Annotated in this window: 20 protein-coding genes; 5 read left to right on the top strand and 15 right to left on the bottom strand. The window is 67.2% G+C overall.

Annotated elements, in window-relative coordinates; genetic code table 11:
- Positions 1-59: 59 nt before the first annotated feature.
- Positions 60-860, top strand: a complete 801-nt coding sequence (locus tag MTR62_RS07555) for an SDR family NAD(P)-dependent oxidoreductase (RefSeq protein WP_244018586.1) — start codon at positions 60-62, stop codon at positions 858-860.
- 7 nt (positions 861-867) lie between these two features.
- On the opposite strand, the gene MTR62_RS07550 is transcribed toward MTR62_RS07555, so the two are convergent.
- From MTR62_RS07550 to MTR62_RS07540, 3 genes are read right to left on the bottom strand one after another with little or no spacing between them, the layout of a single operon-like run.
- Complete coding sequence (locus tag MTR62_RS07550; RefSeq protein WP_244018584.1) at positions 868-1,062, bottom strand: hypothetical protein; 195 nt, start codon at positions 1,060-1,062, stop codon at positions 868-870.
- Entirely contained in the window at positions 1,059-2,216 is a 1,158-nt protein-coding gene (locus tag MTR62_RS07545; RefSeq protein WP_244018582.1) for a PepSY-associated TM helix domain-containing protein, read from the bottom strand. Before MTR62_RS07545 ends, MTR62_RS07550 begins: the two co-directional genes overlap by 4 nt.
- A 14-nt stretch (positions 2,217-2,230) precedes the next feature.
- On the bottom strand, positions 2,231-4,273 hold the full coding sequence (locus tag MTR62_RS07540) for a TonB-dependent receptor (RefSeq protein ID WP_244018580.1): 2,043 nt from the start codon (positions 4,271-4,273) through the stop codon (positions 2,231-2,233).
- 274 nt (positions 4,274-4,547) lie between these two features.
- On the opposite strand from MTR62_RS07540, the gene MTR62_RS07535 reads away from it, so the two are divergent.
- Positions 4,548-5,405 (top strand): helix-turn-helix domain-containing protein, encoded by an 858-nt coding sequence (locus MTR62_RS07535; protein WP_244018578.1) that lies wholly within the window; start codon positions 4,548-4,550, stop codon positions 5,403-5,405.
- Between the two features lie 144 nt (positions 5,406-5,549).
- On the opposite strand, the gene MTR62_RS07530 is transcribed toward MTR62_RS07535, so the two are convergent.
- The 4 genes from MTR62_RS07530 to MTR62_RS07515 all read right to left on the bottom strand — a co-directional run bounded on the left by MTR62_RS07530 (position 5,550) and on the right by MTR62_RS07515 (position 8,961).
- Complete coding sequence (locus tag MTR62_RS07530; protein WP_244018576.1) at positions 5,550-6,260, bottom strand: SDR family oxidoreductase; 711 nt, start codon at positions 6,258-6,260, stop codon at positions 5,550-5,552.
- Positions 6,261-6,315: 55 nt separating this feature from the next.
- On the bottom strand, positions 6,316-6,954 hold the full coding sequence (gene grxB, locus MTR62_RS07525) for a glutaredoxin 2 (RefSeq protein ID WP_244018574.1): 639 nt from the start codon (positions 6,952-6,954) through the stop codon (positions 6,316-6,318).
- A 73-nt stretch (positions 6,955-7,027) separates the two neighbouring features.
- Positions 7,028-8,146 carry an alkene reductase gene (locus MTR62_RS07520; protein ID WP_244018572.1) on the bottom strand — a complete coding sequence of 373 codons (1,119 nt, stop codon included), beginning with the start codon at positions 8,144-8,146 and terminating at the stop codon, positions 7,028-7,030.
- A gap of 95 nt (positions 8,147-8,241) precedes the next feature.
- On the bottom strand, positions 8,242-8,961 hold the full coding sequence (locus tag MTR62_RS07515) for an SDR family oxidoreductase (protein WP_244018570.1): 720 nt from the start codon (positions 8,959-8,961) through the stop codon (positions 8,242-8,244).
- On the opposite strand from MTR62_RS07515, the gene MTR62_RS07510 reads away from it, so the two are divergent.
- Positions 8,944-9,831 (top strand): LysR family transcriptional regulator, encoded by an 888-nt coding sequence (locus tag MTR62_RS07510; protein WP_244018568.1) that lies wholly within the window; start codon positions 8,944-8,946, stop codon positions 9,829-9,831. The genes MTR62_RS07515 and MTR62_RS07510 overlap by 18 nt on opposite strands.
- Before the next feature lie 275 nt (positions 9,832-10,106).
- Here MTR62_RS07510 and MTR62_RS07505 read toward each other — a convergent pair whose 3' ends face one another.
- The 4 genes from MTR62_RS07505 to kdgD form a co-directional block, all read right to left on the bottom strand.
- A complete protein-coding gene (locus tag MTR62_RS07505; RefSeq protein ID WP_244018566.1) occupies positions 10,107-11,378 on the bottom strand; it encodes a glucarate dehydratase family protein in 1,272 nt (423 codons plus the stop codon).
- Positions 11,375-12,772, bottom strand: a complete 1,398-nt coding sequence (locus MTR62_RS07500; protein ID WP_244018564.1) for an MFS transporter — start codon at positions 12,770-12,772, stop codon at positions 11,375-11,377. Before MTR62_RS07500 ends, MTR62_RS07505 begins: the two co-directional genes overlap by 4 nt.
- Positions 12,773-13,017: 245 nt before the next feature.
- The gene (locus MTR62_RS07495) at positions 13,018-14,580 is read right to left on the bottom strand and encodes an aldehyde dehydrogenase (NADP(+)) (protein WP_244018598.1); all 1,563 of its coding nucleotides are present in this window, start codon (positions 14,578-14,580) and stop codon (positions 13,018-13,020) included.
- Positions 14,581-14,600: 20 nt separating this feature from the next.
- On the bottom strand, positions 14,601-15,515 hold the full coding sequence (gene kdgD, locus MTR62_RS07490; RefSeq protein WP_244018562.1) for a 5-dehydro-4-deoxyglucarate dehydratase: 915 nt from the start codon (positions 15,513-15,515) through the stop codon (positions 14,601-14,603).
- 260 nt (positions 15,516-15,775) lie between these two features.
- On the opposite strand from kdgD, the gene MTR62_RS07485 reads away from it, so the two are divergent.
- Positions 15,776-16,738 (top strand): LysR family transcriptional regulator, encoded by a 963-nt coding sequence (locus MTR62_RS07485; protein ID WP_244018560.1) that lies wholly within the window; start codon positions 15,776-15,778, stop codon positions 16,736-16,738.
- 173 nt (positions 16,739-16,911) lie between these two features.
- On the opposite strand, the gene MTR62_RS07480 is transcribed toward MTR62_RS07485, so the two are convergent.
- The 3 genes from MTR62_RS07480 to MTR62_RS07470 form a co-directional block, all read right to left on the bottom strand.
- Positions 16,912-18,123, bottom strand: coding sequence for an SMP-30/gluconolactonase/LRE family protein (locus MTR62_RS07480; RefSeq protein ID WP_244018558.1), 1,212 nt, complete (start codon positions 18,121-18,123; stop codon positions 16,912-16,914).
- Between the two features lie 195 nt (positions 18,124-18,318).
- Positions 18,319-19,785 (bottom strand): carbohydrate porin, encoded by a 1,467-nt coding sequence (locus MTR62_RS07475; protein ID WP_244018556.1) that lies wholly within the window; start codon positions 19,783-19,785, stop codon positions 18,319-18,321.
- 206 nt (positions 19,786-19,991) lie between these two features.
- A complete protein-coding gene (locus MTR62_RS07470; protein WP_244018554.1) occupies positions 19,992-20,984 on the bottom strand; it encodes a phosphotransferase family protein in 993 nt (330 codons plus the stop codon).
- Between the two features lie 127 nt (positions 20,985-21,111).
- Here MTR62_RS07470 and MTR62_RS07465 point away from each other — a divergent pair, with 127 nt between their 5' ends.
- Entirely contained in the window at positions 21,112-22,497 is a 1,386-nt protein-coding gene (locus MTR62_RS07465) for an amidase (RefSeq protein WP_244018552.1), read from the top strand.
- 54 nt (positions 22,498-22,551) lie between these two features.
- On the opposite strand, the gene MTR62_RS07460 is transcribed toward MTR62_RS07465, so the two are convergent.
- Entirely contained in the window at positions 22,552-23,328 is a 777-nt protein-coding gene (locus MTR62_RS07460; RefSeq protein ID WP_244018550.1) for a DeoR/GlpR family DNA-binding transcription regulator, read from the bottom strand.
- Between the last annotated feature and the right edge of the window lie 57 nt (positions 23,329-23,385).

Genomic DNA, 23,385 nt, shown 5'->3' with positions numbered 1-23,385 from the left:
TGACTTAAGTCATCAAGTGAAGACTTCGATCTGCCGGACCACCCGAGGAGACGCCTGCCATGCCCATACCGGGAGCTACGCCCAGACCGGGAACCGCCCTCATCACCGGAGCCTCGAGCGGCATCGGCGCGCAACTTGCCCGCATCCATGCCGGGCGTGGTGGCGATCTCGTGCTCGTCGCGCGTCGGCTCGACCGGCTGCAGGCGCTGGCCGCCGAACTCGAAGCCGCGCACGGCATCGCGGTGCTGGTGCTGGCCGAAGACCTCGCCGACGACGGCGCGCCGCAGCGCATCTACGAGCGGGTCAGGGCGGAGGCGATCACGGTCGAATATCTGTGCAATAACGCCGGTTTTGGCGGACTGGGGCGGTTCGACCAGCGCGACTGGGCGGCGGACCGCGCGATGATGCAGGTCAACATGGTCGCCCTGACCGCGCTCACCCGTCTGTTCCTGCCCGATCTGGTGGCGCGCAACGCCGGGCGCGTGCTCAACGTCGCCTCGAGCGCGGCGCTGACGCCGGGGCCGATGCAGGCGGTCTATTTCGCGTCCAAGGCCTATGTGCGCTCGTTCAGCAACGCGATCGCCGAGGAACTGCGCGAGACCGCGGTTCGCGTGACGGTGATGATGCCAGGCCCGGTCGATACCGAATTCGGCGCGACCTCGGGTATGCAGCGGCTCGATCTCTTCGCCCACGCCAGCTCGGCGCGCGTGGTCGCGCAGGAAGGCTACGAGGCCATGCTGGCGGGCAAGCTCGAGATCATCACCGGCATGACCCGCACGCAGCGCCAGCTCGTGCGGCTGCTCCCCTTCCTCCCGCGCCGCGCGGTGCTCAGAATGATTCGCAAGATGCAGTCCGAGTGAAGCATCGTCAGCTCGGCCGGTTCCAGAAGTAGGGCATGCTCGCCAGCGTGGCGCCAAGGATGACCCAGGATGCCAGATCGTACAGCCCGTCACCCAGCAGCGCCAGGCCCAGCCCCAGGAGGCTGAGGCCGCCGAGCGCCAGGGCCGGGCGATAGATCTGCCATCCGCTGCGTCTGGCTTTGGCGGGCTTTTTTTGCGTCATGTCGGGGCGATCCGGGCGTGGGGTGTTGCGGGCAAGGTCCGGCGTGTGCGGCGCGCGCGTTTGGTCCCCCACAGATAGAGCCCCGTGCCAAGCAGCAGGATGGCCGCGAGGTCGAACAGCGCCCAGATGATCTTCAGGGGCAGGCTGGCGTAATCGCCGAAATGCAGCGGGATCGAGAGAAAGAGCGCTTTGAGATACCAGGGGCTCTGCAGAACGCGGGTCAGTCTGCCGCTGCGGGCATCGACCAGCGCGGCTTCGATCGTGTGCGATGTGAGCGGCGTGTCCCCGGACAGGGCCACCATGAAATGATGCGCCGTGCTGGCCGGGCCATCGGGCCAGGCGATGAAGGCGATGCGCGCATCGGGAAGTGTGCGCCGGATTTCGGCGTGGACCGCGTTGGCCGAAACCGGCTGTTCGACGGCGCCCTGTCCCTTGTAGGCGCGCACCATGTCGGCAAGTTCGGTCTGCTTCCAGTAGGTCTGGATTGGCCCGGCCAGCGTGAGCAGGATGCCCGAGAGCGTGACCACGCCAAGCCATCCCAGCGTGACCATGCCGACCATGTTGTGCCCGTCGAGCCATTTGATCCGCGCGCTTCGTCGCTTGCGGATCGAACCGAAGGCCAGATGGCGCATGAACGGGGCGTAGACCACCACGCCCGAGACCAGGCACAGGGCAAAGAGCAGGCCGATCAGGGCGAGGAAATAGGTGCCCAGCGGCCCCAGCAGGAGGCTTGAATGCAGGTCCAGCAGGAACGCCATGACCCCCTCGTTCGACGGGGGCGCGGTGAGCCTTGCGCCGCTGCGCGCATCGAAAGGGAGGATCTGCACCTCGCTTTCCTGCGCGTGGAGCGAAGGCGCGATGACCAGGTTGATGAGCGGGCGTTCATCGTCCCACAGCAGGAACATCGGCTTCCAGCCCGGCCGGGTGTCGAGGGCGGAGCGCACCATCGCGTCGAGGTCGGGCGCGTTCGCCGCGCGGTGTTCCAGCGCTTGCCCCTGCGTCCGCTGCGGAGCCCGTGTCAGGGCATCGATCTCCTGATGGAAGATCAGGGGCAACCCGGTCAGGCACAGCAGCAGCAGGAAGCCGGTGCAGGCAAGGCCGCTCCAGGTGTGCAGCCAGGACCAGATCCGCAGAGATCGGGGAGAGGAGGCCATGGCCGCGCCCCGGTTCAGAAGCGCACTTCGACACCCGCGCTGATCTTGCGCGGCTGGAGCAGGGTGGCGTAGTCGGCCGAGGCCGTGGTGCCGGTGTAATAGAGGATCGGCGGGCCGGAATTGAGCAGGTTACGCACCGCCAGGAAGACCCGCGCCTTCCCGAAGTCGTAGGCCACCTGACCATTGACCACGGCATAGGGATCGACCCTGGCGCGGGCGGTGTTGAGGATGTCCGAATAGTAGGCGTCGGAATAGCGCACGTCGCCGCTCAGCTCGAAATGCCCGTCGGGCGAAAGCACGAAGCCGGCCGCCGCGCTGAAGGCGGGCGCGCGGGGAAGGTCGTTGCCGACCAGATCCTGCTGCGAATATTCGTCGATCCGTGTCCTGAGCGCACCGGCGGACGCGTAGATCCGGTTCTTCTCGCCCCAGCGCCAGTCCAGCGCCAGCTCCGCACCATAGGTGCTTGCCTTTTGCGCATTGGCGATGATCGTCGACAGGCTGCTGAGGTAAAAGGGCAGCTGCATGTTGGTGTAGAGGCTGTAGAAGACGTTGGCGTTGAGGCTGACGTTGCTGGCGAGGTTGGTGCGCAGGAAGCCTTCGAAGCTCCAGACGTATTCGGGGTCGTAGGTGTATTCGACATAGGGCGAGGCGAAGGTGATGCCCGCGCCACCGGCGTTGTAGGCCCGCCCGGCGCTCGCCCCCACGGTCACGTCGTCCGAGACCTGAAAGGACAGGCTCGCCTTGGGCAGGAACTCGCGGTAGGTTTCATGAAAGTCGGTGGAAAAGACGCCCGCACTGCCGACCCGGTCGCGCTTTTCCTCTTCGTAGCGCGCGCCCAGGATCACGGAAAGGCGCGACGTGGCGGCCACCGTCACTTCGCCGAAGGCTGCCGTGGTTGCGGTTTCATCGTGCCAGCTGCCGCCGCCGAACAGGTCGATCGTCTCGTCCTGATGGGTGCGAAAGACGTAGGCGGCGACGAAGCCGGAAACGCGATCGTCGTTCGAGCGCAGGCGCACGAACGGCTGGACGACATATTCCATGCCATCGATCCGCAGGTTGCCGGTGCCGGAGGCCGACAGGCGATCGACCCGAAAGTCCGCCCCGGACAGGTAGGCCTGCAGGGTCACATTGTCGGACAGTTCGTAGCTGGTGTCCGACAGCAGGGTGGTCGTGCGCGAGCGGAAGACCGGCATCGCGGATGCCTGGGCTACGTGCGCGCTGTAGGGTTGCTTGACTTGCTCGGCCTGCGGCTGGCGACCGTCCTGATAGGACAGCGTCCAGGTCGAGCGCAGACCGGCCGCCGGGGTCAGGAGAAGCTTGCCGCGATAGGACTTCAGGTCCGATTTTCCGGGATTGGAGACACCGTCGTAAGCGGCAAAATCGATGTAGCTCTGGCTCTTTTGCCAGTCCGCGCTCACCCGGAACGCGGCAAGGCCATCGATGATCGGGCCGCCCAGAGCCCCGGCCAGCTGCACTTCGTCGCGGTTGCCCACCACCGCGCGCGCCGCGCCGTGCCAGTCGAAAGTTGGCGATGCGGTGTGCACCGAGATGACGCCGGCAATCGCGTTGCGCCCCTGCAAGGTCGATTGCGGCCCGCGATAGACTTCGACCTGGTCGACGTCCCAGAGGCTGGACAGTCCGAACACGGCTTCGTTGAAGGTGAGCGTGCGGCCATCGACCTGATAGTTGAGACGCGGGCGGGTGCCCGCCAGAAAGGCGTTCGCCCCGCTTGCCGGGCCGGTTCCGTCCACCCCGCGCACCGCCGGCGCATCGTTGCCCGGTTCGATGGAAACGATGTTGGGGATCGAATCGAGCAGGTCGTCGACGGTGAAGCTGCCTGCGGAATGGCGGATGTCCTCCGCGGTATCGACCACCAGGCTGGAGGCGGTGTCGCGCACGGTGCGCCGGGTTTTCTCCCCCCAGACGATGATCTGGTTGGTTTCGATCGCCGGGGCGTCGGCACCCTCGTCGGCGTCTTGCGCGCGCGCTTCAAGCGGCGCGGCTGCGGCAATCGCCACGACGGACATCGACGCGCCAAAGGCGAGAGCTGACTTCACAAATCCTCCAAGACGTGAAAACGCACGCACGACAGACGGGAGCGTTCGTGGCGCTTGTTTGTGCTAATGACTTGCAAAATCCATTATGGTGTTGGACGATCCGCGCCACTCCAAAAGGGGCGCGGCACTCCGAAACCGGCATCGCGTTTGCCTTGATGCGTCGTGCCGGGGGCGTTCGGGGCAGGCCGGTTTGTGTCGGGACGGTTTGTTCCGTGACGGGTGAACGGCAAGGCGGTGCATGGGGCAAGGCCGGGCGCAGGAACAGGGATTAGGTATGAACTCTTCTTCGCGGGCCCTGGTCGATCGCTATCGCTCGCTGGCTGAGGCCGATGGCACGCGGGTCATCGCGATGAGCGAGACGATGATCCTGATCGAAGTCGAATTCGCCGCCTTCGAGGGGACGAGCGTGGACATGCCGTTTGCCATGCTCGCGCTGTGCCTGCAGGGCGGAGGTCCGACCTGGAAACGCGGCAAGGGGATCGCGATCGATGCGGTCTGGCAGCCCGGCACGCTCGGCCTCGCCTTGCCGGACCAACCCGCGCGAGGGGCAACGCCCGCCATGCGCGCCCTGTGCATCGCGTTTTCGCCGGACCTCTTCGCGGGGGCGGGCCATCGGGCCGCGCTCGACCTGCGGCCGATCGCCAACCGGCTCTTCGACGATCCCCTGGCCGCCTGGATGATGACCGCGCTGCGGCACAGCGCGCAATCCCAGGGCATGGCCTCGCCGATGTTCCGGCAGGGCCTCTACCTCCTGCTCGAGCGGCTGGGACAAGTGCCCGACAGGCAACAGAGGCGGCTCCATGGAGGTCTTCGCGGCGGGCGCCTTGCGCCGGCCATCGCCTGCATGGAAGCCAATCTGGCGCACAATCTCCCGATGGCCACGCTGGCGCGCGGGATGGGCATGGATGCGCGCACGTTCACCCGTGCCTTCAAACGCGAAACCGGACGAACACCCTTCGCCTACTTCACGCATCTGCGCATGGAGCACGCGCGCGCGCTGCTCGAAAAGGGCAGCGGCGTGACCGAGGCCGCGATGGCCGTGGGCTATTCCAATCCGGCCAAGTTCGCGGCCGCCTTCCGGCGCACCTGCGGTCAGTTGCCATCGCACTGGCGCCAAGGCGGAGAGCCTTGAACGCGGGGTACGATCGGACGGGAATGCGGGAAATCGCGTCCCGTTCCGCGAGCTAATCGCGGCCAGGAGGGCCTGCCATGCCCTGCGCACCCTTGCAAATCTGCGGCACGCCGAAAGGCGCGCGCGCAGCGCAACCTCCCCCTCTCAGGCGATGGCGCCGCCGCCATCGACGTAGACGGTCGTGCCGGTGATATAGGGGTTGGCGAGAAAGGCCATGACCTGGATCGCGATATGGGCGGGCGCGCCGACACGTCCGACCGGCAGGCGCTGCGCCGCGCCCTCGAACATGGCCTGGCGCGCGTCGCCGCCCTGGCCATCGAGCATCGGTGTCATGACCAGGCCCGGTGAGACGCAGTTGACCCGGACCGGCGCCAGTTCCAGCGCCAGACCGCGCGTCAACCCTTCCAGTCCGGCGTTGATCGCGCTCTGGATCGCGGCGCCCTTTTTCGGGCGGATGGACAGGAAGCCGGAGACCAGGGTCAACGACCCGCCTTCGGCCATCCGGGCGGCACGCGCGATCCGGTAGGCGCCCCAGAACTTGGAGTTCATCGACTGGTAGGCATCCTCCAGCGGCAGGTCGCGCACGGGCGCCACTTTGGTCTGCGCGGCCGAGACGACGATGTGATCGAAGGGCGCGCGCGCGGCGAAGAAGCGATCAATCGCCTCGGCATCGCCGGTGTCGAGCTGGGCGCCCTGCGCCGCGTCACCCAGCCGCTCGACGGCCGCCGAGATCTTTTCCGGCGAGCGCGAGGCGATGGTCACGCGCGCGCCGGCGGCCAGCGCCGCCTCGGCGATTCCCAAGCCGATGCCCGAGGACCCTCCGACGACCAGCACGGTCTTTTCGCTCAGTGTCATTGTGGCTTCCTTTTTCGTGCCGGTCGCGGCGGGGGCCGGGCTTTCGATCGGGCTTTCAGACCATTGCGCGCAGCGCCGTCACCAGCGGCACACCGGCGCGTTCGGACATCCGCTGCAGATAGGCGGCGACCGGCCCGGGAAACGCGAGGTCCGGCATGATCGTCAGCGAGCGCAGCACCGGGAACAGCACGATATCGTCGATGCCGGGGTGCTCGGGATCGGGCAGTATCGGTGCGAGTTGGTCGAGAGCCGGCGACAACGCGGCCTTGAACTCTTCGGTGCGGGCAAGGAGCCCGTCGAACGCGCCGAACCTCGCTTCCTTCTTCGCGGTGAAATAGGCCCGCGACGCGGCGCCCCGAAACTCGGCATAGACCGGATCGGGCGTTCGCGGGATCACCAGATCGTTGATCAGCGGGTCCCAGCGGGCAAGCCAGGCCGCAATGTCGGTGGCTGGCGCGCCGTCGAACAGGCGCGGGCCGCCGAGCGCGTCGAGCTTGGCCACGATGGCGAGGCTCTCGCCCAGGACGCCCTGGTCGTCTTCGAGGATCGGCAGCATCTTGCGCCCGATCATGCCGATCGGCGTGGCCTCGTCGTCGTTGGGCAGCACGACCATCTCGAAGGGGATGGCCTTGAGCCCGAAGGGCATGCGGGCGCGCACGCAAAAGGGGCAATGATCGTAGACATAGAGCTTCATGACCGGCCTTTCACGAAAGGCGCGTGGCGGACGGGGCGTGAAGGGCCGGGGCAAGCGGCGTGACCATCGATCATCACGCCTCCTCGAGCCGGGGATAGTCGACATAGCCTTGCGCGCCGCCGCCAAACAGGAAGTCGGGCTGCAGGGCGTTGAGCGGCAGATCGTCCCGCAACCGGCGCGGCAGGTCCGGGTTCGCCAGGAACAGGCGGCCGAAGGCAACCATGTCCGCATAGTTCTTCTCGAGAACCCACTGCGCGCGTTCCTTGGTGTAGTTTCCCGCAACGAGGATCAGATTGGGAAACAGGGCCCGTGCAAGCGCGCGGAATTCCTCCGGAACATTGGGTTCGGCGTCCCAGTCCACTTCGGCGAAATGGACATAGCCGATGTCCAGCGCCGCCATCCGGGTCATGGCCAGCAGAACGGTTTCCGGAGTGTCGGGATCGTCCATGCCGCGCGTCTGGTTGTGCGGCGCGAACCGCACCCCGATGCGCGAGGGCGGGAAGATCGTGACGAGCCGTTCCAGAATTTCGATCAGGAAGCGGATACGGTTGTGGGGGGAGCCGCCATAGGCATCGTCCCTGTGGTTCGAGCTCTTGCGCAGAAATTCGTCGATTAGATAGCCATTGGCCCCGTGCAGTTCGACCCCGTCGAAACCGGCCTCCCGGGCGTTGGCCGTCGCTTGGACGAAATCGTCCTGAACACGCCGGATTTCCGCCAACGTCATTGCGCGCGGCGGTGTGCAGCGCTGCATCGCGCCGCCCTCGCCGTTGGCGTTCGCGATCCACACGCCGGTCCCTTCGGGCGTTTCGATCGCGGATGGGGCAAAGGGGGCCGCGCCATCGTGGAAAGACGCGTGCGACATGCGGCCGGTGTGCCAGATCTGGAGGAAGATCTGGCCGCCCTTGCGGTGCACCGCTTGGGTGACCTGCTTCCATCCGGCAATCTGCTCCTGGCTGTGGATGCCGGGCGTGAAGGAATAGCCCTGCGCGTCCGGTGAAACCTGCGTGGCCTCGGCGATGATGAGCCCGGCGTCGCAATGGCGGCTGTAGTATTCGGCCATCAGCGAGGTCGGAACATTGCCGGGCTGCGCCGCCCGGCAGCGGGTCATGGGCGGCATCACGATTCGATTCTTGAACGACAGATCGTCGAACTTCAGCGGCGCGTAGAGCGGGCCTGGCGATGGGGCGTTCATGGTACAGATGCCTTTTCTTGACGGGATAGTGTGCAGGGTCTTGCCTGGCGCAACCGCCAGTGGCGGATGGTCCGGGCGCTTGAAACGCTCCGGGCTCAGGCGATCCGCCCGCCGCCATCGACGTTGACGACGGTGCCGTTGATGAAGCCGTTCTCCAGGAGCGCGAGCGCGGCATGGGCCTCATCCTCGACCGTGCCGACGCGGCCGGCGGGCAGGCCCGCCGCGATCTGGCCGAAGAACGCCGAGCGGTCCGCCCCGGTCATTCCCGCCCAGGTCTCGGAATCGACGATGCCGGGCGAAATCACGTTGAAGCGCCTGGGTTTCATCTCGATGGCGAGCGCCGCGGCCAGACTTTCGAGCGCCATGTTGAGGGCGCCGACGATGGAGGAACCGGGGCCTTGCCGATAGGCCGCAAGGCCGGAGAAGAACAGCACGCTGCCCTGGGGCGCGAGGTGCTTGCCAGCCGCGCGCGCGAGGTTGATCGGCCCCCGGAATTTGGAGCGGAGCATCGCTTCGATCGCATCATCGGACAGATCGGGAAAGGGGGCGAAGGCGAGGTCGGCGGCGGTGGTGACGATATGGTCGTAAGGGCCGCGCCCATGCCCGAACCGCCGCCAGCCACGAAGATCCGGGCGCCGATCAACGCGCCGTGGCCATCGCCGCCACGGGTGAGGGCGGAAGGGGGTGTCGTCATGCGCGGCTTCCTTGGCTGTCTGCTCTGCAAACGCACTATGGCTCCGGCGGACAAGGAGAATAATGCCGTTACCTTTGATCGCTTTATTCATTATATATGAATTATGGACGTTCTTGCGCACATCCGCACCTTCATCAGCATCGCCGATCAGGGCAGCCTCGCGGCGGCCGCCAAGGCGCGCGGGTCCGCCCCGTCCGCGGTGACCGCGAGCCTGCAGCGGCTGGAGGATCATGTCGGGGCCAAGCTTATTCTGCGCTCGACCCGCAGCCTGTCGCTGACACCCGAAGGCGAACGCTTCCTTGCGCGTTGCCGCGCCGTCGTCGGCGATCTGGACGAAGCGATCGATCGGGTCGCCGACGCCGGGCCGCTGCGGGGAGCGATCCGGCTCACCTCGATCAACGACTTCGGGCGGTCTCGGCTCGCTGGCCTGATCGACAGCTTCCAGGTGCGCCATCCGGGCGTGACGTTCGAACTGTCGCTGGGGGACGAGGTGCTCGATCTCGTCGAGGGAGGCTACGATCTGGGGCTGCGCACCGGCCCCTTGTCGGATTCGCGGCTCAAGGCGCGCCTGATCCTGCGCAGCGGGCGTTCGGTCTGCGCCGCACCGGCTTATTGGGCCCGCCATGGCAAGCCGACGCGCCCCGAAGAGCTCGCGCGGCACAACTGCCTCGTCCTGTCGCGGCTGGGCAACCCGCAAGGGACCTGGCAATTTCGCGACGGTGCGCAGGCGCTTGCCGTCCAGGTCTCGGGCAGCCGCACGGCGAACGACGGCGGCCTGTTGCGGCAATGGGCGATCGCTGGTGCCGGTGTCGTGTTGAAATCGGACTATGACATCGCCGCAGACCGCGACGCCGGGCGGCTGGAGACGGCTCTCGACGCTTTCCGGCTGACCGACGTCAACCTCTATGCGGTTCACGCCGCGGGGCGCCATCCGCCCCGGCGCGTGGCGGCGTTCATCGACTATCTGGCGGCCATGCTCTTTCGGGCGTGAAACGGGTTGACCGCGAGGCGCGGCGATCGCAGCAGACCGGCTGCCGCTGATGGTCCCAAGCCTTCCGGTCCTCCTGCAAGCGGGAGGGCAAGGCGCTATCCCCCCTCCCGCGTGCGGGAGGGGCAGCGAGACTTGCAAGAGCGAAGCGAACTTAGTCGCAGCGGGGTGGGCGGCCAGCGCACCATCCGCCAACCGCTCAATCCAGCCGTTCCGACAACCGTCAAATTTGTCCACGTCGCCTGGCCTGAAGCGAAGCGGATCAGGCCAGGTGCGTGTCAGAAGCGCGGCTTGGGGTTGGTCCACTCAGGCTTGTACTTGCGCATCTGGCGGGCATCGTCGCGGCTGCGGATGTCGATGGACAGGAACTGCGCGTGCAGTTTGGCGAGCTGGTCGTGATCGAGTTCGACCCCCAGGCCCGGCTTGTCGGTCAGCTCCACGCAGCCGCCCACGATCGGCAGTTTCCCGCCCACGATCACTTCCTCGTCGGCTTCCTGCCAAGGGTAATGCGTATCGCAGGCGTAGGACAGGTTGCGCACCGAGGCCGCGACATGGGTCATGGCCATCAGGCTGATCCCCAGGTGGCTGTTGGAGTGCATCGAGATGCCAAGGTCGAAGGTCTCGCACATGCGGGCGAGGACCTGGGTGTCGCGCAGGCCGCCCCAGTAGTGGTGATCGGACAGCACGATCTGGACGCTGCCCAGCGCGAGCGAGCGGCGAAACTCGTCGAAATCGGTGACGACCATGTTGGTGGCCAGCGGCAGGCCGGTGGCGCGATGGACCTCGGCCATGCCCTCGAGGCCGGGCGTGGGGTCTTCGTAGTACTGCAGGATGTCGCCCAGTTCCCCGGCCAGACGGATCGACGTCTCGACCGACCAGTTGGCGTTGGGATCGATCCGCAGCGGGGCCTCGGGGAAGGCTTTCTTGAGCGCATTGAGGCAGGCCACTTCGTGATCGGGATCGAGCGCGCCGGCCTTGAGCTTGATGCTCTCGAAGCCGTAGGTCTCGATCATCGTGCGCGCCTGGGCGACGATCTGCTCTTCGTTCAGCGCCTCGCCCCAGGCGTCGGGAGGGTAGGGGCTGTCGATGTGCTCGGCGTACTTGAAGAAGAGGTAGGCCGAATAGGGCACCTTGTCGCGCACGCGCCCGCCCAGCAGATCGACCAGAGGAATACCGAGCGTTCGCGCGGTAAGGTCGAGGAAGGCCACCTCGAACGCCGAATAGGCATTGGCGACCTGCTTGGAAGGGTGCGAACCGGGCGCGAGTTCGGCGCCCGCTTCGGGACGCGGCAGGCGCGCGACGGTCTGCACCACGCGCTCGCGCAGCGCGTTGAGATCCCACGAATCGAGCCCCACAAGCGGCTCGACCATGGCCTGGAGAACCTCGAGCACGGGCGCATCGCCGTAGCTTTCGCCCAGCCCCACGACCCCGTTCTCGCCCTCGACCTCGATGATCGAGCGCAGCGCATAGGGTTCGTGGATGCCGCTGGCGTTAAGCAGCGGGGGATCGCGAAAGGCGATGGGCGTGACGCGGATAGTCTTGATCTTCATGCGAATTCAACCGTTTCGTCAGGTCGTTGGAAAGAGGAGCCGGAACTCGGTAGGCTCGCCTGCTCGGGCGATGTGCGGGGTTTGGCGCGGCCGGCGCGCAGGCCCTTGGTGGGGCTGTGCGCAAACAGGACCGCGACCCCGGCCAGCCCCGACAGGACCGCCAGCGCGATGAGGCCGCCCTGGACCGAGTGGGTCCGGGCCTGGAGAATGCCGAAGACCGAGGGGGCGACGAACCCGCCGAGCCCGCCCACCGAATTGATGAGCGCGATGACCCCGGCGGCAATGCGCTTGTCGAGGTAGGCTTGCGGGATGGGCCAGAACAGCGAGGACGCCGCCTTGAAGCCGATCGAGGCAAAGCAGATCGCCACGAAGCAGGCCAGCGCATTGCCATGCCCGGAAAAGGCAAGACCGACCGCGGCGATGAAGAAGGTCAGCGCGGTCCACTTGCGCTGCGCCGGATAGCGCCGGGCGAGCGAGGCGAAGCCGTACATGGCGACCACCGCGATGATCCACGGGATCGAGTTCAGCATCCCGATCTCGATTTCCGAGAGCCCGCCCATCGAGGCGATGATGATCGGCAGCCAGAAGGTCACGCCGTAGACGGTCAGCGAAATCACGAAGTAGAGGAAACAGAACAGCAGGATCTGCGGATCGCGCAGCATGACCAGGGTGGAGGTGCCATGGCCGTGATGCTGGGTCGTCTCGCGTTCGGCCTGTTCGCGCTCCAATGTGTCGCTGATCGCGCGGCGCTCGTCCTCGGTCAGCCAGGTGGCGTCTTCGGGATGGGAATCGAGCCAGAACCAGGTCGCCGCGCAGAGCACGAGCGAGAAGCTGCCTTCGATCAGGAACATCCACTGCCAGCCGACGAGCCCCAGGCCGTCGAGCGAGAGCAGGGCGCCTGCCAGCGGCCCCGAGATGATCGAGGCGGCGGCGGAGCCCGACAGGAAGATGGCCATGGCGCGGCCGCGCTCGGAGGCGGGCAGCCAGCAGGTGAAATAGAAGATCGCGCCGGGAAAGAAGCCGGCTTCCGCCGCGCCGAGCAGGAAGCGCAGGATGTAGAAGCTGTGCTCGCCGCGCACGAAGGCGCTGGCGCAGGCGACCAGGCCCCAGGTGAACATGATGCGGGTCAGCCACAAGCGGGCGCCGAAGCGCTGCATCATGATGTTGGAGGGCACTTCGAGCAGCGCGTAGCCGATGAAGAACAGCCCGGCACCAAACCCGTAGGCGGCCGGGCCGATGCCGATGTCGTGTTCCAGATGGGTCTGCACGAAACCCACGTTCACCCGGTCGATGTAGTTGACGATGAACATGACGACGAACAGCGGCAGGATGTGCCGGTTGATCTTCCTGACCGCGCTGGCCAGGTGCGTCTGCTGATTGGCTGGAGTGTTCAAGCCACTCTCCCGTTCTGTTCGCGTCCGGCGGTTCGTGCCGCAACGCCGTTGTCTTTATTCACCGCGCTTGGGGCGGCTGCGAGCAGGTTCGTCCTTGCGGGCGATCGGGGCTAGGTGCCCCGGTGGGGAGGGTGTCTTGCCGCCGGGGCAAGTATCCCGCACCGGGGGCACCGGGCTTTCGTCGCGCTGGTCTGGCCGCCGTACGCGCGGGGGGTGTTGGGTTGGAAGCGTACGGCGGCCAGAGGTCATGCACGGGCCAGTTCTCCGTCGGTCCGGCGCCACAGGCCAAGCGGGTTGGCGGCGTGGAGCGCTTCGGGCAAGAGCGCCTCGGGCAGGTCCTGATAGCACACCGGGCGCAGGAACCGCGCGATCGCGCGTGTCCCGACCGATGTCGTGCGGCTGTCCGAAGTGGCCGGGAACGGCCCGCCGTGGACCATGGCGTGGCACACTTCGACCCCGGTCGGCCAGCCGTTGGCCAGAATGCGCCCGGCCTTGCGTTCGAGCACCGGAAGCAAGGTACGCACCGCTGCGATATCGCCCGTGTCGAGCTGGAGCGTCGCGGTGAGCTGGCCTTCGAGATGTTCGCTCAGGGCCTTCATCTGGTCGAGGTCGCGGCAGCGGATCAGCAGCGAGGCGGCGCCGAAGACTTCTTCCTGAAGGGCCTCGTCGGCGAGGAAGGTGTCGGCATCGGTCGCGAACCAGCCCGCCTGGCAGCGGTTGGGGCCTTCGCCGGCAAGACCGCGCGCCAGCGTTTCGACCTGGGGATGCCCGGCCAGCCGTTCGACGCCAGCGGCATAGGCAGAGGCAATGCCCGGCGTGAGCATGACGCTCGCGCCCGCCTCGTGCATCGCGGCCACCGCGGCGGCGACGAAACGCTCGAGCGCGTCGCCTTCGATGGCCAGGAGCAGGCCGGGATTGGTGCAGAACTGGCCCGCCCCCATCGTCAGCGATCCGACGAAGGCCTTGCCCAGCGCCTCGGCGCGCGCGGCGAGCGCTTCGGGCAGGAGATAGACCGGGTTGATGCTGCTCATTTCGGCGTAGACCGGGATGGGCTCGGGGCGGGCCGCGGCGACGTGCATCAGCGCGGTGCCGCCACCGCGCGAGCCGGTGAAGCCGACCGCCTTGATCCGCGCGTCGCTCACCAGCTGGGTTCCGGCCGCGGTTCCCGCGCCGAAGATCAGCGAGACGGTGCCTTCGGGCATGGCGCAGCGCGCGACGGCCTTTTGCAGGGCGAGGCCGACGAGTTCGGACGTGCCGGGATGCGCGTTGTGCGCCTTGATGACGACCGGGCAGCCCGCCGCCAGCGCCGAGGCGGTGTCCCCGCCCGCGACCGAGAAGGCGAGCGGAAAGTTGCTGGCGCCAAACACCGCCACCGGCCCCAGCGCGATCATCCGCTGGCGCAGGTCCGCACGGGGCAGGGGCTGGCGTTCGGGCATCGCCGGGTCGATCCGCGCGCCGAGCCACGAGCCTTCGCGCACGACCTGCGCGAACAGGCGAAGCTGGCCGCAGGTGCGGCCACGCCCGCCCTCGATCCGCGCACGGGGCAATCCGCTTTCGGCGCAGGCCCGCGCGATCAGGGCATCGCCGAGCGCCTCGATCTCGTCGGCACAAGCCTCGAGAAACGCGGCGCGTTCGGCAAGGCCGGTCTCGCGGTAGGTGTCAAAAGCGGCCCAGGCGAGCGCGCAGGCGGCTTCGACCTCGGCTTCGCTGGCAAGGCCATAGGCCGGTTCGAGCGTTTCCCCGCTGGCCGGATCGATCGCCTTGTGGCTGCCGTTGGAGCCCATCACCGCGCGCGCGCCGATGAGCATCCGTCCGGTCAGTTCCACGCTCACGCGCGGTCCCCGATCAAGGCCTTGAGTTCGGCCACTTCGGCTTCGCTGAGGTCGAGCAGCGGCGTGCGCACGGGGCCAGCCGGGCGACCGATCGCGGTCATGCCCGCCTTGACGATCGACACCGCGTAGCCCGCGCAGCGATCGCGAATGCGGGTGTAGGGAATGATGAACTCGCGCAGTTCGCGGTCGACCGTGGCGCGGTCGCGCGCGCGCACCGCCTTGTAGAACTCCAGCGCCCAGCCGGGCAGGAAGTTGAACACGGCCGAGGAGTAAGTGGTCACGCCCATTTCGAGATAGGGCAGCGCGAAGGTTTCGGCGGTGGGCAAGCCGCCGATGTAGGTGAGGCGATCACCCAGGCGGTTGTAGATGCGCGTCATGCGCTCGATCTCGCCCACGCCGTCCTTGTAGCCGATGAGGTTGGGGCAGGCGTCGGCGATGCGCGCGACGTGTTCGTCGGTCAGCTTGGCGTTGGCGCGGCTGTAGACCGAGACGCCCAGCTTGGTCGACTGGCACACGCGGATGACGTGATCGGCCACGCCGCGCGTGTCGCATTCGGTGAGGTAGGGCGGGAACAGCAGGATGCCGTCCGCACCACTGGCTTCGGCCGCCTGGGCCAGCTCGATCGCCTGCGCGGTGCTGCCGCCGGCCGGAGCGATCACCGGAACCCGGCCCGCGATCTGCTCGACCGCGGCCTTGACCACGGTGACGACCTCGGCGTTGGTCAGCGAGAAGAACTCGCCCGTCCCGCCCGCAGCGAACAGACCGGCGACCGGGTAGGTCGAGAGCCATTCGAGGTTTTCGCGGTAGGCCTTTTCATCGAAGGAGAAGTCCTGGGCGAAATGCGTGATCGGGAAGGACAGCAGCCCCGCGCCCAGCACCTGGCCCAATTCGGCTGGGGTGTAACGGCTCATCTTTTGGCATCTCCATACTGTGTTCTTGGGGCCAGACTACGGTGCTCGTGCATATAGGTAAAAGCCAATTAGGGCATTCAGTGATCCAGAATTGGTATGATGATGCGATCGGTTCCGCACCATATTGCCATCAGGTCATGATGCCGATAGGCATCGCGCGATCATCCATTGATACGATGTATGTATGTTCGCCGGGGTCGGATACGGTTTGGTCCGACCTGGCGGGGCGTCGGCTTCGTTGCGGAAAAAGGGCTGGTGCCTTGCTTGATTTCAACCAGTTGCGGTGCTTCGTCGCGGTCGCCGAGGAACTGCATTTCACCCGTGCGGCGGAACGCCTCAACATGACCCAGCCGCCGCTCAGCCGGCAGATCAAGCTGCTCGAACACGCGATCGGCGCGCCCCTGCTGCTGCGCAACAACCGCAGCGTGCGCCTGACCCCGGCGGGGCGCAAGCTGCTGCCCGAGGCGCGCACGATCCTGCGGCTGGTGGAAAACGCCAGCATCTCGACCCGGCGGGTCAGTCATGGCGAGGCGGGGAGCGTCTCGATCGGCTTCACCGCGGCGGCCGGGTACGAGTTCCTGCCGCGCGCCATCGCCAAGTGGCAGGTGCGCTTTCCCGCAGTCGAACTGCAGCTTCGCGAGATGGTCAGCAGCGCGCAGCTTGATGCGCTGGGCGCCGGGCAGCTCGACTTCGGGCTGCTGCGCCCGCCGGTGACCCGCGAAGGGCTGCGCTCGCGCCGGGTGGAGGCCGAGCCGCTGGTCCTGGCGTTGCCCGAAGGGCACCGACTGGCGCAAGGGGGGGCACGGGGGTCAGGGCAGGGGCTAGCCCAGGGAGAGAGCGTGCCGCTCGCCGCGCTCGATAGCGAATCGGTGGTGATGTTCGCGCCCGACGAGGCGCGCTATTTCTACGATCTGGTGGCCCATGCCTTCAGCCGGGCGGGGATCAATCCGCATTTCAGCCAGTACGTCAGCCAGGTCCACTCGGTGCTCGCGCTGGTGCGCGCGGGGCTGGGGGTGGCGGTCGTCCCGCAGGCGGCGATGAACCTGCGCTACGAGGGCATCGTGTTCTGCTCGCTGAGCGGGATCCGGCCAGCGCAGCCGGTCGAGCTGCATCTGGCCTGGAAGGTGGGGAACGACAATCCGGCCCTCGCCGCGCTGCTCGAGGAGATCGCTCCGCTCAGGCGCGAGGCGAAGGACGAGCGCGGCGCGGGACCGGGGGACTAGAGCGGTTTTCGATCAGATCGTATCAGATCTACCGCTCTAGGCGTTTGTTTTAACGCATTTTCTGAACCGTCTGGTGATTCCACCTGACTGGAAAATGCTCTAGTGGTTCGATTCTGAAATGAGATACCCTATCGGAGAGGGCGCGCTCAAATGTCAGAATCAATCCACTCGCGTCAGGGCACCGCAACGCCCAGCGGATGGCCCTCGAGGGTTTCGGGCAGGGCGAGGCGGAAGATCTGCCAGGGCGGTTGAAGGCCGTTCTTGCCTTGGTTGAACACGGCCAGCCGTTCGGTCTGCGGGCAGGGCATGTAGAGGTGGCGATCGGCGCTGATGAACATCGCGTCGCCATCGACCAGCCTCTGGTCCTGAGCCAGCACCAGCTGCTTGCCGCCGGGGGTGAGCACCATGATGCGGCGAGTTGTGATGTCGGTGTAGTAGAAGTTGCCCAGGCTATCCATCGTCGTGCCCATGAGCGTTGGCAGCGTCGTGACCGTCTCAACCTGCCCTGCCAGAGCATCCTCGTCGAGCCTGGTGTCCCACAGCGCCTTTGTCGAAACGCGCCGCAGCGGGCCGGTCGGCGTGCAGAAGTAGAGCCACTGGCCGTCGGCGGTGAGTTCGAGCATGTCGCACTGGACGTGCGGCTTGACACCGTTGGCATCCTCGAGCGGATGGCCCGGGGCCGACATCAGCCATTCGCCCGGAATTTCCATCACCGGCGCCTTGCCGCTCAGCCGGCGCAGCGTCTTGCCGGTGTCGAGGTCGTGCACGATGATCGCGCCGCGCCCGCTGTCGGTGACGTAGATGCGGTTGTCGTGGATGCGCAGGTCGTTCATCTGCGCGCCTTCGGGCAGGATGTCGGGGCCAAAGCGCAGGATGCGCAGCGCCTTGCCATTTGTGGGGTCGAACTGGATCAGCTTTTGCGCCCCCGCCATCGTCAGCTTGCGGTCCGCGGTGCCCTGATCGACCACCCACAGCGTGTCGTCGGCGAAAATGTGAATGCCGTTGACCATCACCAGCGCGTTGCGCGGGTCCTTGCCCGCCTGCCAGGCGTTCCATTCGCCGCCGGGAAAGCTGTGCAGCGCGCCGTGTTCGTCGACCCGCACGAGCGAGGGGGTGCCGTCCATCCCGAGCCAGCGCGGCAGGCCCAGGAACATCGTGTTGTCGCGGGTCAGGGCGACGGCGTTGCACAGGAAATCGGGTGAAACGGCCGCCACTTCGAGCGGGGGAAGCGCGCCCGATGCGCGTGCTGGCGTCGCGCTTGCCGCGCGGGCGAGTGTCGGGGCGAGGCCGGGGGCCAGCGCGGCGCCCACGGCGCACGAGGCGAACGCCTTCATCAGCGCACGGCGGCGGCAGGCGGCAGGGAACAAGCCGGGGGTATCTGTCATCATCCTCTCCTGGTTCGGCTTGGGCCGAACTCGTCTCGCCTTTGGAAAATTTCATCGCAAGGTCAAAAGGGGCACCGAGCGGGGGGGGGGCGGTGCCAGTCGGCCCATCGTTGCCCAAGGCCGGGGGAAGCGTCCAACACCAAGGTTGATGGCTGTGATACCGCAATTGGATCACTCCCCGGCCTCTGACCGCCGTTACAGCGCCAGCATGGTCTTGAGGCCTAGGACGACGATGTCGTGCCGGTCGGGATAGCCGCCGGGATGGACGATGTACTGGACATTGGGGCTGAGCACGAAGTGCGGCACGACTTCGAAGGCGTAGTGCAGTTCGCTCGCGTATTCCGCACGGGGAGCGGTGCTGGCGGGATCGGCGAGCGTTTCGGACAGCGCTGCGCGGCTGTTCACGTTCTCGCGCGAGACGGCAAGCCCGATCGAATCGTGGGGCCGTCCGGCAAACGGAGCGGTGTACACCAGCCATGCGGCGATCTGGCTGTCGGTGCGCGAGGTGCGCCGATCGGCCTGCATCGCGTTGAAGAACACGGTGAGCCCGCGCGTCGTTTCGGGGCCCGGTGGCCCTTCCTTGTAGGTTCCGGTGACTTGCTGGCGGGCCAGCAGGTAGGCGCCGTAGCGCCCCCGCTTGCGGTCGGGATCGAGCCCGCTGATCGCGAAGGGCTGGCCGTTGGCATCGTCCAGAAGATCGTCGGCGCGCGCGGTGTTGTACCAGGCGCCGACGCGATAGGAGCCGGGCAGCCCGCCCACCAGCGAGGCCCATCCCGCCTCGATCGGCACGGTCACGCCATTGGCGCCCTTGTGGTAGAGCGCGACATCTTCCTTCTCGTCGTTGGGGTTGGACTGGAACACGCCGGCCATGAAGGTGAACTTGCCCGGCTTCACGCGCAGGCGCACGGCCAGCGGGTCGAGCGGGTTGTTGTACCAGTAATTGCCGACCAGCGGGCCGATCTGGTTGGCGCAGAAGTTCACGTTCTGGAATTCGCAGGGCAGCGCGCCGAAATCGTCGCCCATGCCCATGCGGCCCAGCTTGATGTCGGTGATCGGGCCGAGTTGCTGCTGATACCACAGCTCGGACAGGCGATAGGTCTGCCCGCGCGAATACTGCTCCTGCGGGGAGAGCAGCATTTCCAGCCCGGCGCGCTGGTTGATGTCGGGGCCCTGGCGCTTGGTGAACGAGACCTGGAAGTGGCCACCCTCGAGCCCGAACAGCTTCTCGGTGTCGCCGTCCAGATTGATCGCCCAGCCCGAAACCTGGGTCACGTCCTTGCGCGTTCCGCCCGAGACATTGCCTGCGATTTCGCTCCACACGCTGCCCGAGATGTCAATCCCGGCCGCGTGCAGGTCATCGCGCAGGCCGCCCCAGTGTCCGGTCAGACCAAAATCGGGCGTGGAGACCTGCGGGTCCTGTGCGACGGGGCTGTCCGCTTGGTCGCTGGCAGGCTGGCGGATCGCGATCGCATCGCGTGACGTCTGCGCGTGCGCTTGGCCGCCAAGGCCGCTGGCCACGGCGGCCAGCGACAGTCCGGCGCGCAGGACAAGGTTCGCACGCCGCGCGCGCCCTGGGCCGATCCGGGGCAGGATGCGGAGCGGCGTCGGTGAAGCCGCAAAGGCGCGGCCATGCGCGTCGGGACGCGCGGTATCGATGGGCATGAAGGTCTCTCCCGCGGATCGCAGCCATGTTTCGAAGCGGGCTGTCGATGCAGCTTCCAGCTTATGGTCGCGCATCCACTTTCGCTAAGCCATTGATTGTATGTATTGATGCAATTTGTGGATGCATCGCGGTGACGGACCCAGGGGGGGGCAGGCCCCGTTCGACGGCGCCCGCGCCCCGCGTCAACCAGCGCGGCGGCAAGTCTTCACAGCGGCGCGCTCCGTCGGAACGGATCGCGGGGCGCGGCGGCAATCTCGTGGGCAATCTCGCCCAGCCGATCCCCGGCGTTCCAGGCCGTCACGTGGTGCAAGGCGCGGCCAAGCCGCATGCGGGCGTAGGTCAGGTAATCGACGATGGCGGGGGCGGAAGGGGAGGCATAGCGCTCCCAGGCCCAGCACCCCCAGCGCACGTCCTCGAGGATGGCGTGGAGCCGCAGGCGGGCGAGAAGGTGGGGGCTCGTCCTGCCGAAATAGAGGTTGATGAGCGTGTCGTGTTCGTCATCGACCTGCGCCGTCTCGAGCGCCAGCGCGGCAAGGTCGGCCATCGGATCGCCATCGGCGGCGTGGTCGAAATCGATCAGGAGAAGATCGCCGTGCGGGCCGATGAGGAAATTGGAGGCGAACACTTCGCGGTGCAGCGGCACCGCGTCCGGTGCGCCCGATTGCAGCGCGGGCTCGATCCGGGCGACCCATTCGCGCAGCGGTTGCCAGGCCGACACGAGCGCGCCGAGCCTGTCGCCGGCGATCCGGTCGGCCTGGGCCATTGCGGCGCGAACCTCTGGGGCTGGCCGTGCGAGGTGTGGCTGCGCGTGAAACTGGCGCAGCCCGGTGGCGGCCTTGGCCAGCGTGCCGGGCGCGAGCAGGTCGGACAGTCCGGCCGAGCGCCAGCCTTGCCCGGGATGCTCGAACAGGATGGCCTCCAGCGCGTCGTCATGGTCGAGCACGCGCGGGCCCAGGCCGTGGTCGGCGGCCCGCTGCGCGGCCGCGAGCGCGGTGGAAAAGGCGATGGCGGTGTCTTCGGCGCGGCGCCGCTTGACGACCCGCATCGCGCCATCGTCCGCGCGCAGCAGCCAGACTTCGCCGTCGAGCCCGCTGTGGCTGGGCAGGCTGTTGGGGAAGCCGAGAGGGCTGGCCTCCCAGCGGCGTGAAGCCAGCGAGGGCCACGCCAGGACAGATTCCAGTGCCGCGCGATCGGTCATTTCCGCCTCATCCATTGCGACCGGAGAGTGGTGTGGTCGCTTCATAACCACACATATCAAACATAACGGGCATATTTACAAGTTTGATTGTGGGGCCTAGAACGCGGGCACCACGATGGAGCCTTGCATGACCACTGCCGGATACGACTTGACGATCGCGCAAATGACCAGGGGATTTGCCGAGGGCAGCCTGTCTCCGGTCACCGTCATGCAAGCGGTGCTCGATCGCGCCGAGGCGTTCAATCCCAGGATCAACGCGCTGATCTTCATCGATGGCGATCTGGCGCTCGAACAGGCGCGCGCGTCGGAACAGCGCTGGCAGCAGGGGGCGGTGCTGGGCCCGCTCGACGGGGTGCCGATCACCGTCAAGGACAGCATCGCCGAAGCGAGCCGGCCGATGTATCGCGGCAGCAAGGCGCACGTGGGCAGTGGCCCTGTGGGCAAGGACGCGCCGCCGGCCGCCCGGCTCAAGGAGGCCGGGGCGATCATCTGGGCCAAGACCACGATGCCCGATTTCGGGATGCTGGCGACCGGGGTGAGCAGCGCCTACGGGATCACCCGCAATCCCTGGAACCTGGCCTGCAACACCGGCGGATCGAGCAGCGGTGCGGCGGCTTCGGTCGCGGCGCGCTGCGGGCCGGGGGCGATCGGCACGGACCTCGGGGGCTCGGTGCGCCTGCCCGCCGCGTTCTGCGGTCTCGTCAGCCTCAAGCCCACGCAGGGGCGCATCCCGCACCTGCCGCCCAGCCCGGTCCGCTCGGCTGGCCCGCTGACGCGCACGGTCCTCGACAATGCCCTGCTGCTCAACGTCCTGGCGCGGCCCGATGCGCGCGATTATGGCGCGCTGCCTTACGATCCGGTCGACTATGCGGCCGCACTGCCACGCGACGTGAAGGGGCTGCGTCTTGGCCTTCAGCTCGACGCGATGGGCGATGTGGCGCCGATCCCGGCGGTGCGCGCGGCGGTGGAAAAGGCCGCCGCCGTGCTCGAGGCGAACGGCGCCTCGGTGGAAATCGTGCCCAACGCGCTGCCTGCGGATCTGGCCGGGATCATGGTCGATTCCTACCTCGTTCGCGGGGCAATGGAATTCCGCAAGCTGCCCGAGGAGCGCCGCGCGCTGGTGCTTGCCGATCTGGTCCCCTGGTTCCCCAAGGCCGATGCCATGAGCGGTTTCGATTATGCCGCCTGCCTCGACCGGATCGAGGCCGCCAAGGGGGTGCTGCTGGGCCAGCTCGCCGGGCTCGACTATCTGCTGACGCCGACCACTCTTGTCGCGGGCTTTCCGGCCGAGGAGACGCGCGGGCCGCTCGACGGTTTCGATATCCCGCTCGCCACCTCGATGTGGAACCAGACCGGCAATCCGGCGATCACCGTGCCCTGCGGGATCGACCCGGACAGCGGCGTGCCGATCGGGTTGCAGATAGTGGGCCAGCGGTTCGATGATCGGGGCGTGCTGCAACTGGCCGCCGCCTACGAGGCGCTGCGCGGCTTTGCCATGCCCTGGCCGGAATAGATCGCGCCGGGAAGGGGGCTTCGGCCCGGCGGGCCCGCTGCGGTGACGCCGGGCTCAGGCCTCGGCCGAGGTCATCACTTGTCCGACCCCGCCGTGGAGGAATTCCTGCGCGTCGGCGATATCGCTGACGAGGATGTCGACATCGCGGCAGGGCGAGACGATCACCCGGCTGACCACATGGCACTTGCTCGAATCCGCCAGCACCACCCGGCGCCGGGCGTTGCGCAGCATGGCGCGGGCGATTTCGGCTTCGGAAAAGTCGAAATAGGTGACCCCGCCCAGCGGATCGATCCCGACCGGCGAGATGAACGCGACATCGGCGCGCAAGTTGGCGAGCTGTTCGAGCGCGAGCGGACCATAAGTGCCGGGCACGTCGGGGGCGACAGTGCCGCCCAGCAGCAGGATTTCCGCGCGCGATCCCTGTTCGCGCAGGGCCATCACGAGGGCCACCGAATTGGTGATGATCGAGATGCGCTCCAGCGTGGCGAGCGATTCGGCGAGCGCCGAAGTGGTCGATCCGGCGTCGATGAAGCAGCATTCGCCCGGCTGGAGCAGCCTTGCGGCAAGCCGGGCCAGCGCACGCTTTTCGGGCATACGGGTCGAACTGCGCTCCTTGAACGGGCGCTCGTTCTGGGTGCTCAGCGCGCCGCCGTGGGTGCGCCGGATCAGCCCTTCTTCCTCGAGCGTCTTGAGGTCGCGCCGGATCGTCTCGCGTGAGACGTCGAACTGGATGGCCAGTTCGTCGGCCGCGACCCGGTTTTCGTTTTCAAGGACGCTCAGGATCTTCTGGCGCCGTTCCTCAGCCCACACTCCGCGATCTCCATGTGGCATGATGCCCGTTCATGTGTATATTGCCGCAGGGACCCACTCGGCAAGGGTAAGCGGCCA

The organism is Novosphingobium organovorum, from assembly GCF_022832435.1.
GTDB classification, from domain to species: domain Bacteria; phylum Pseudomonadota; class Alphaproteobacteria; order Sphingomonadales; family Sphingomonadaceae; genus Novosphingobium; species Novosphingobium organovorum.
The sequence above is the reverse complement of the archived record's forward strand: the minus strand, read 5'-3'. Positions and strand labels throughout refer to the sequence as shown.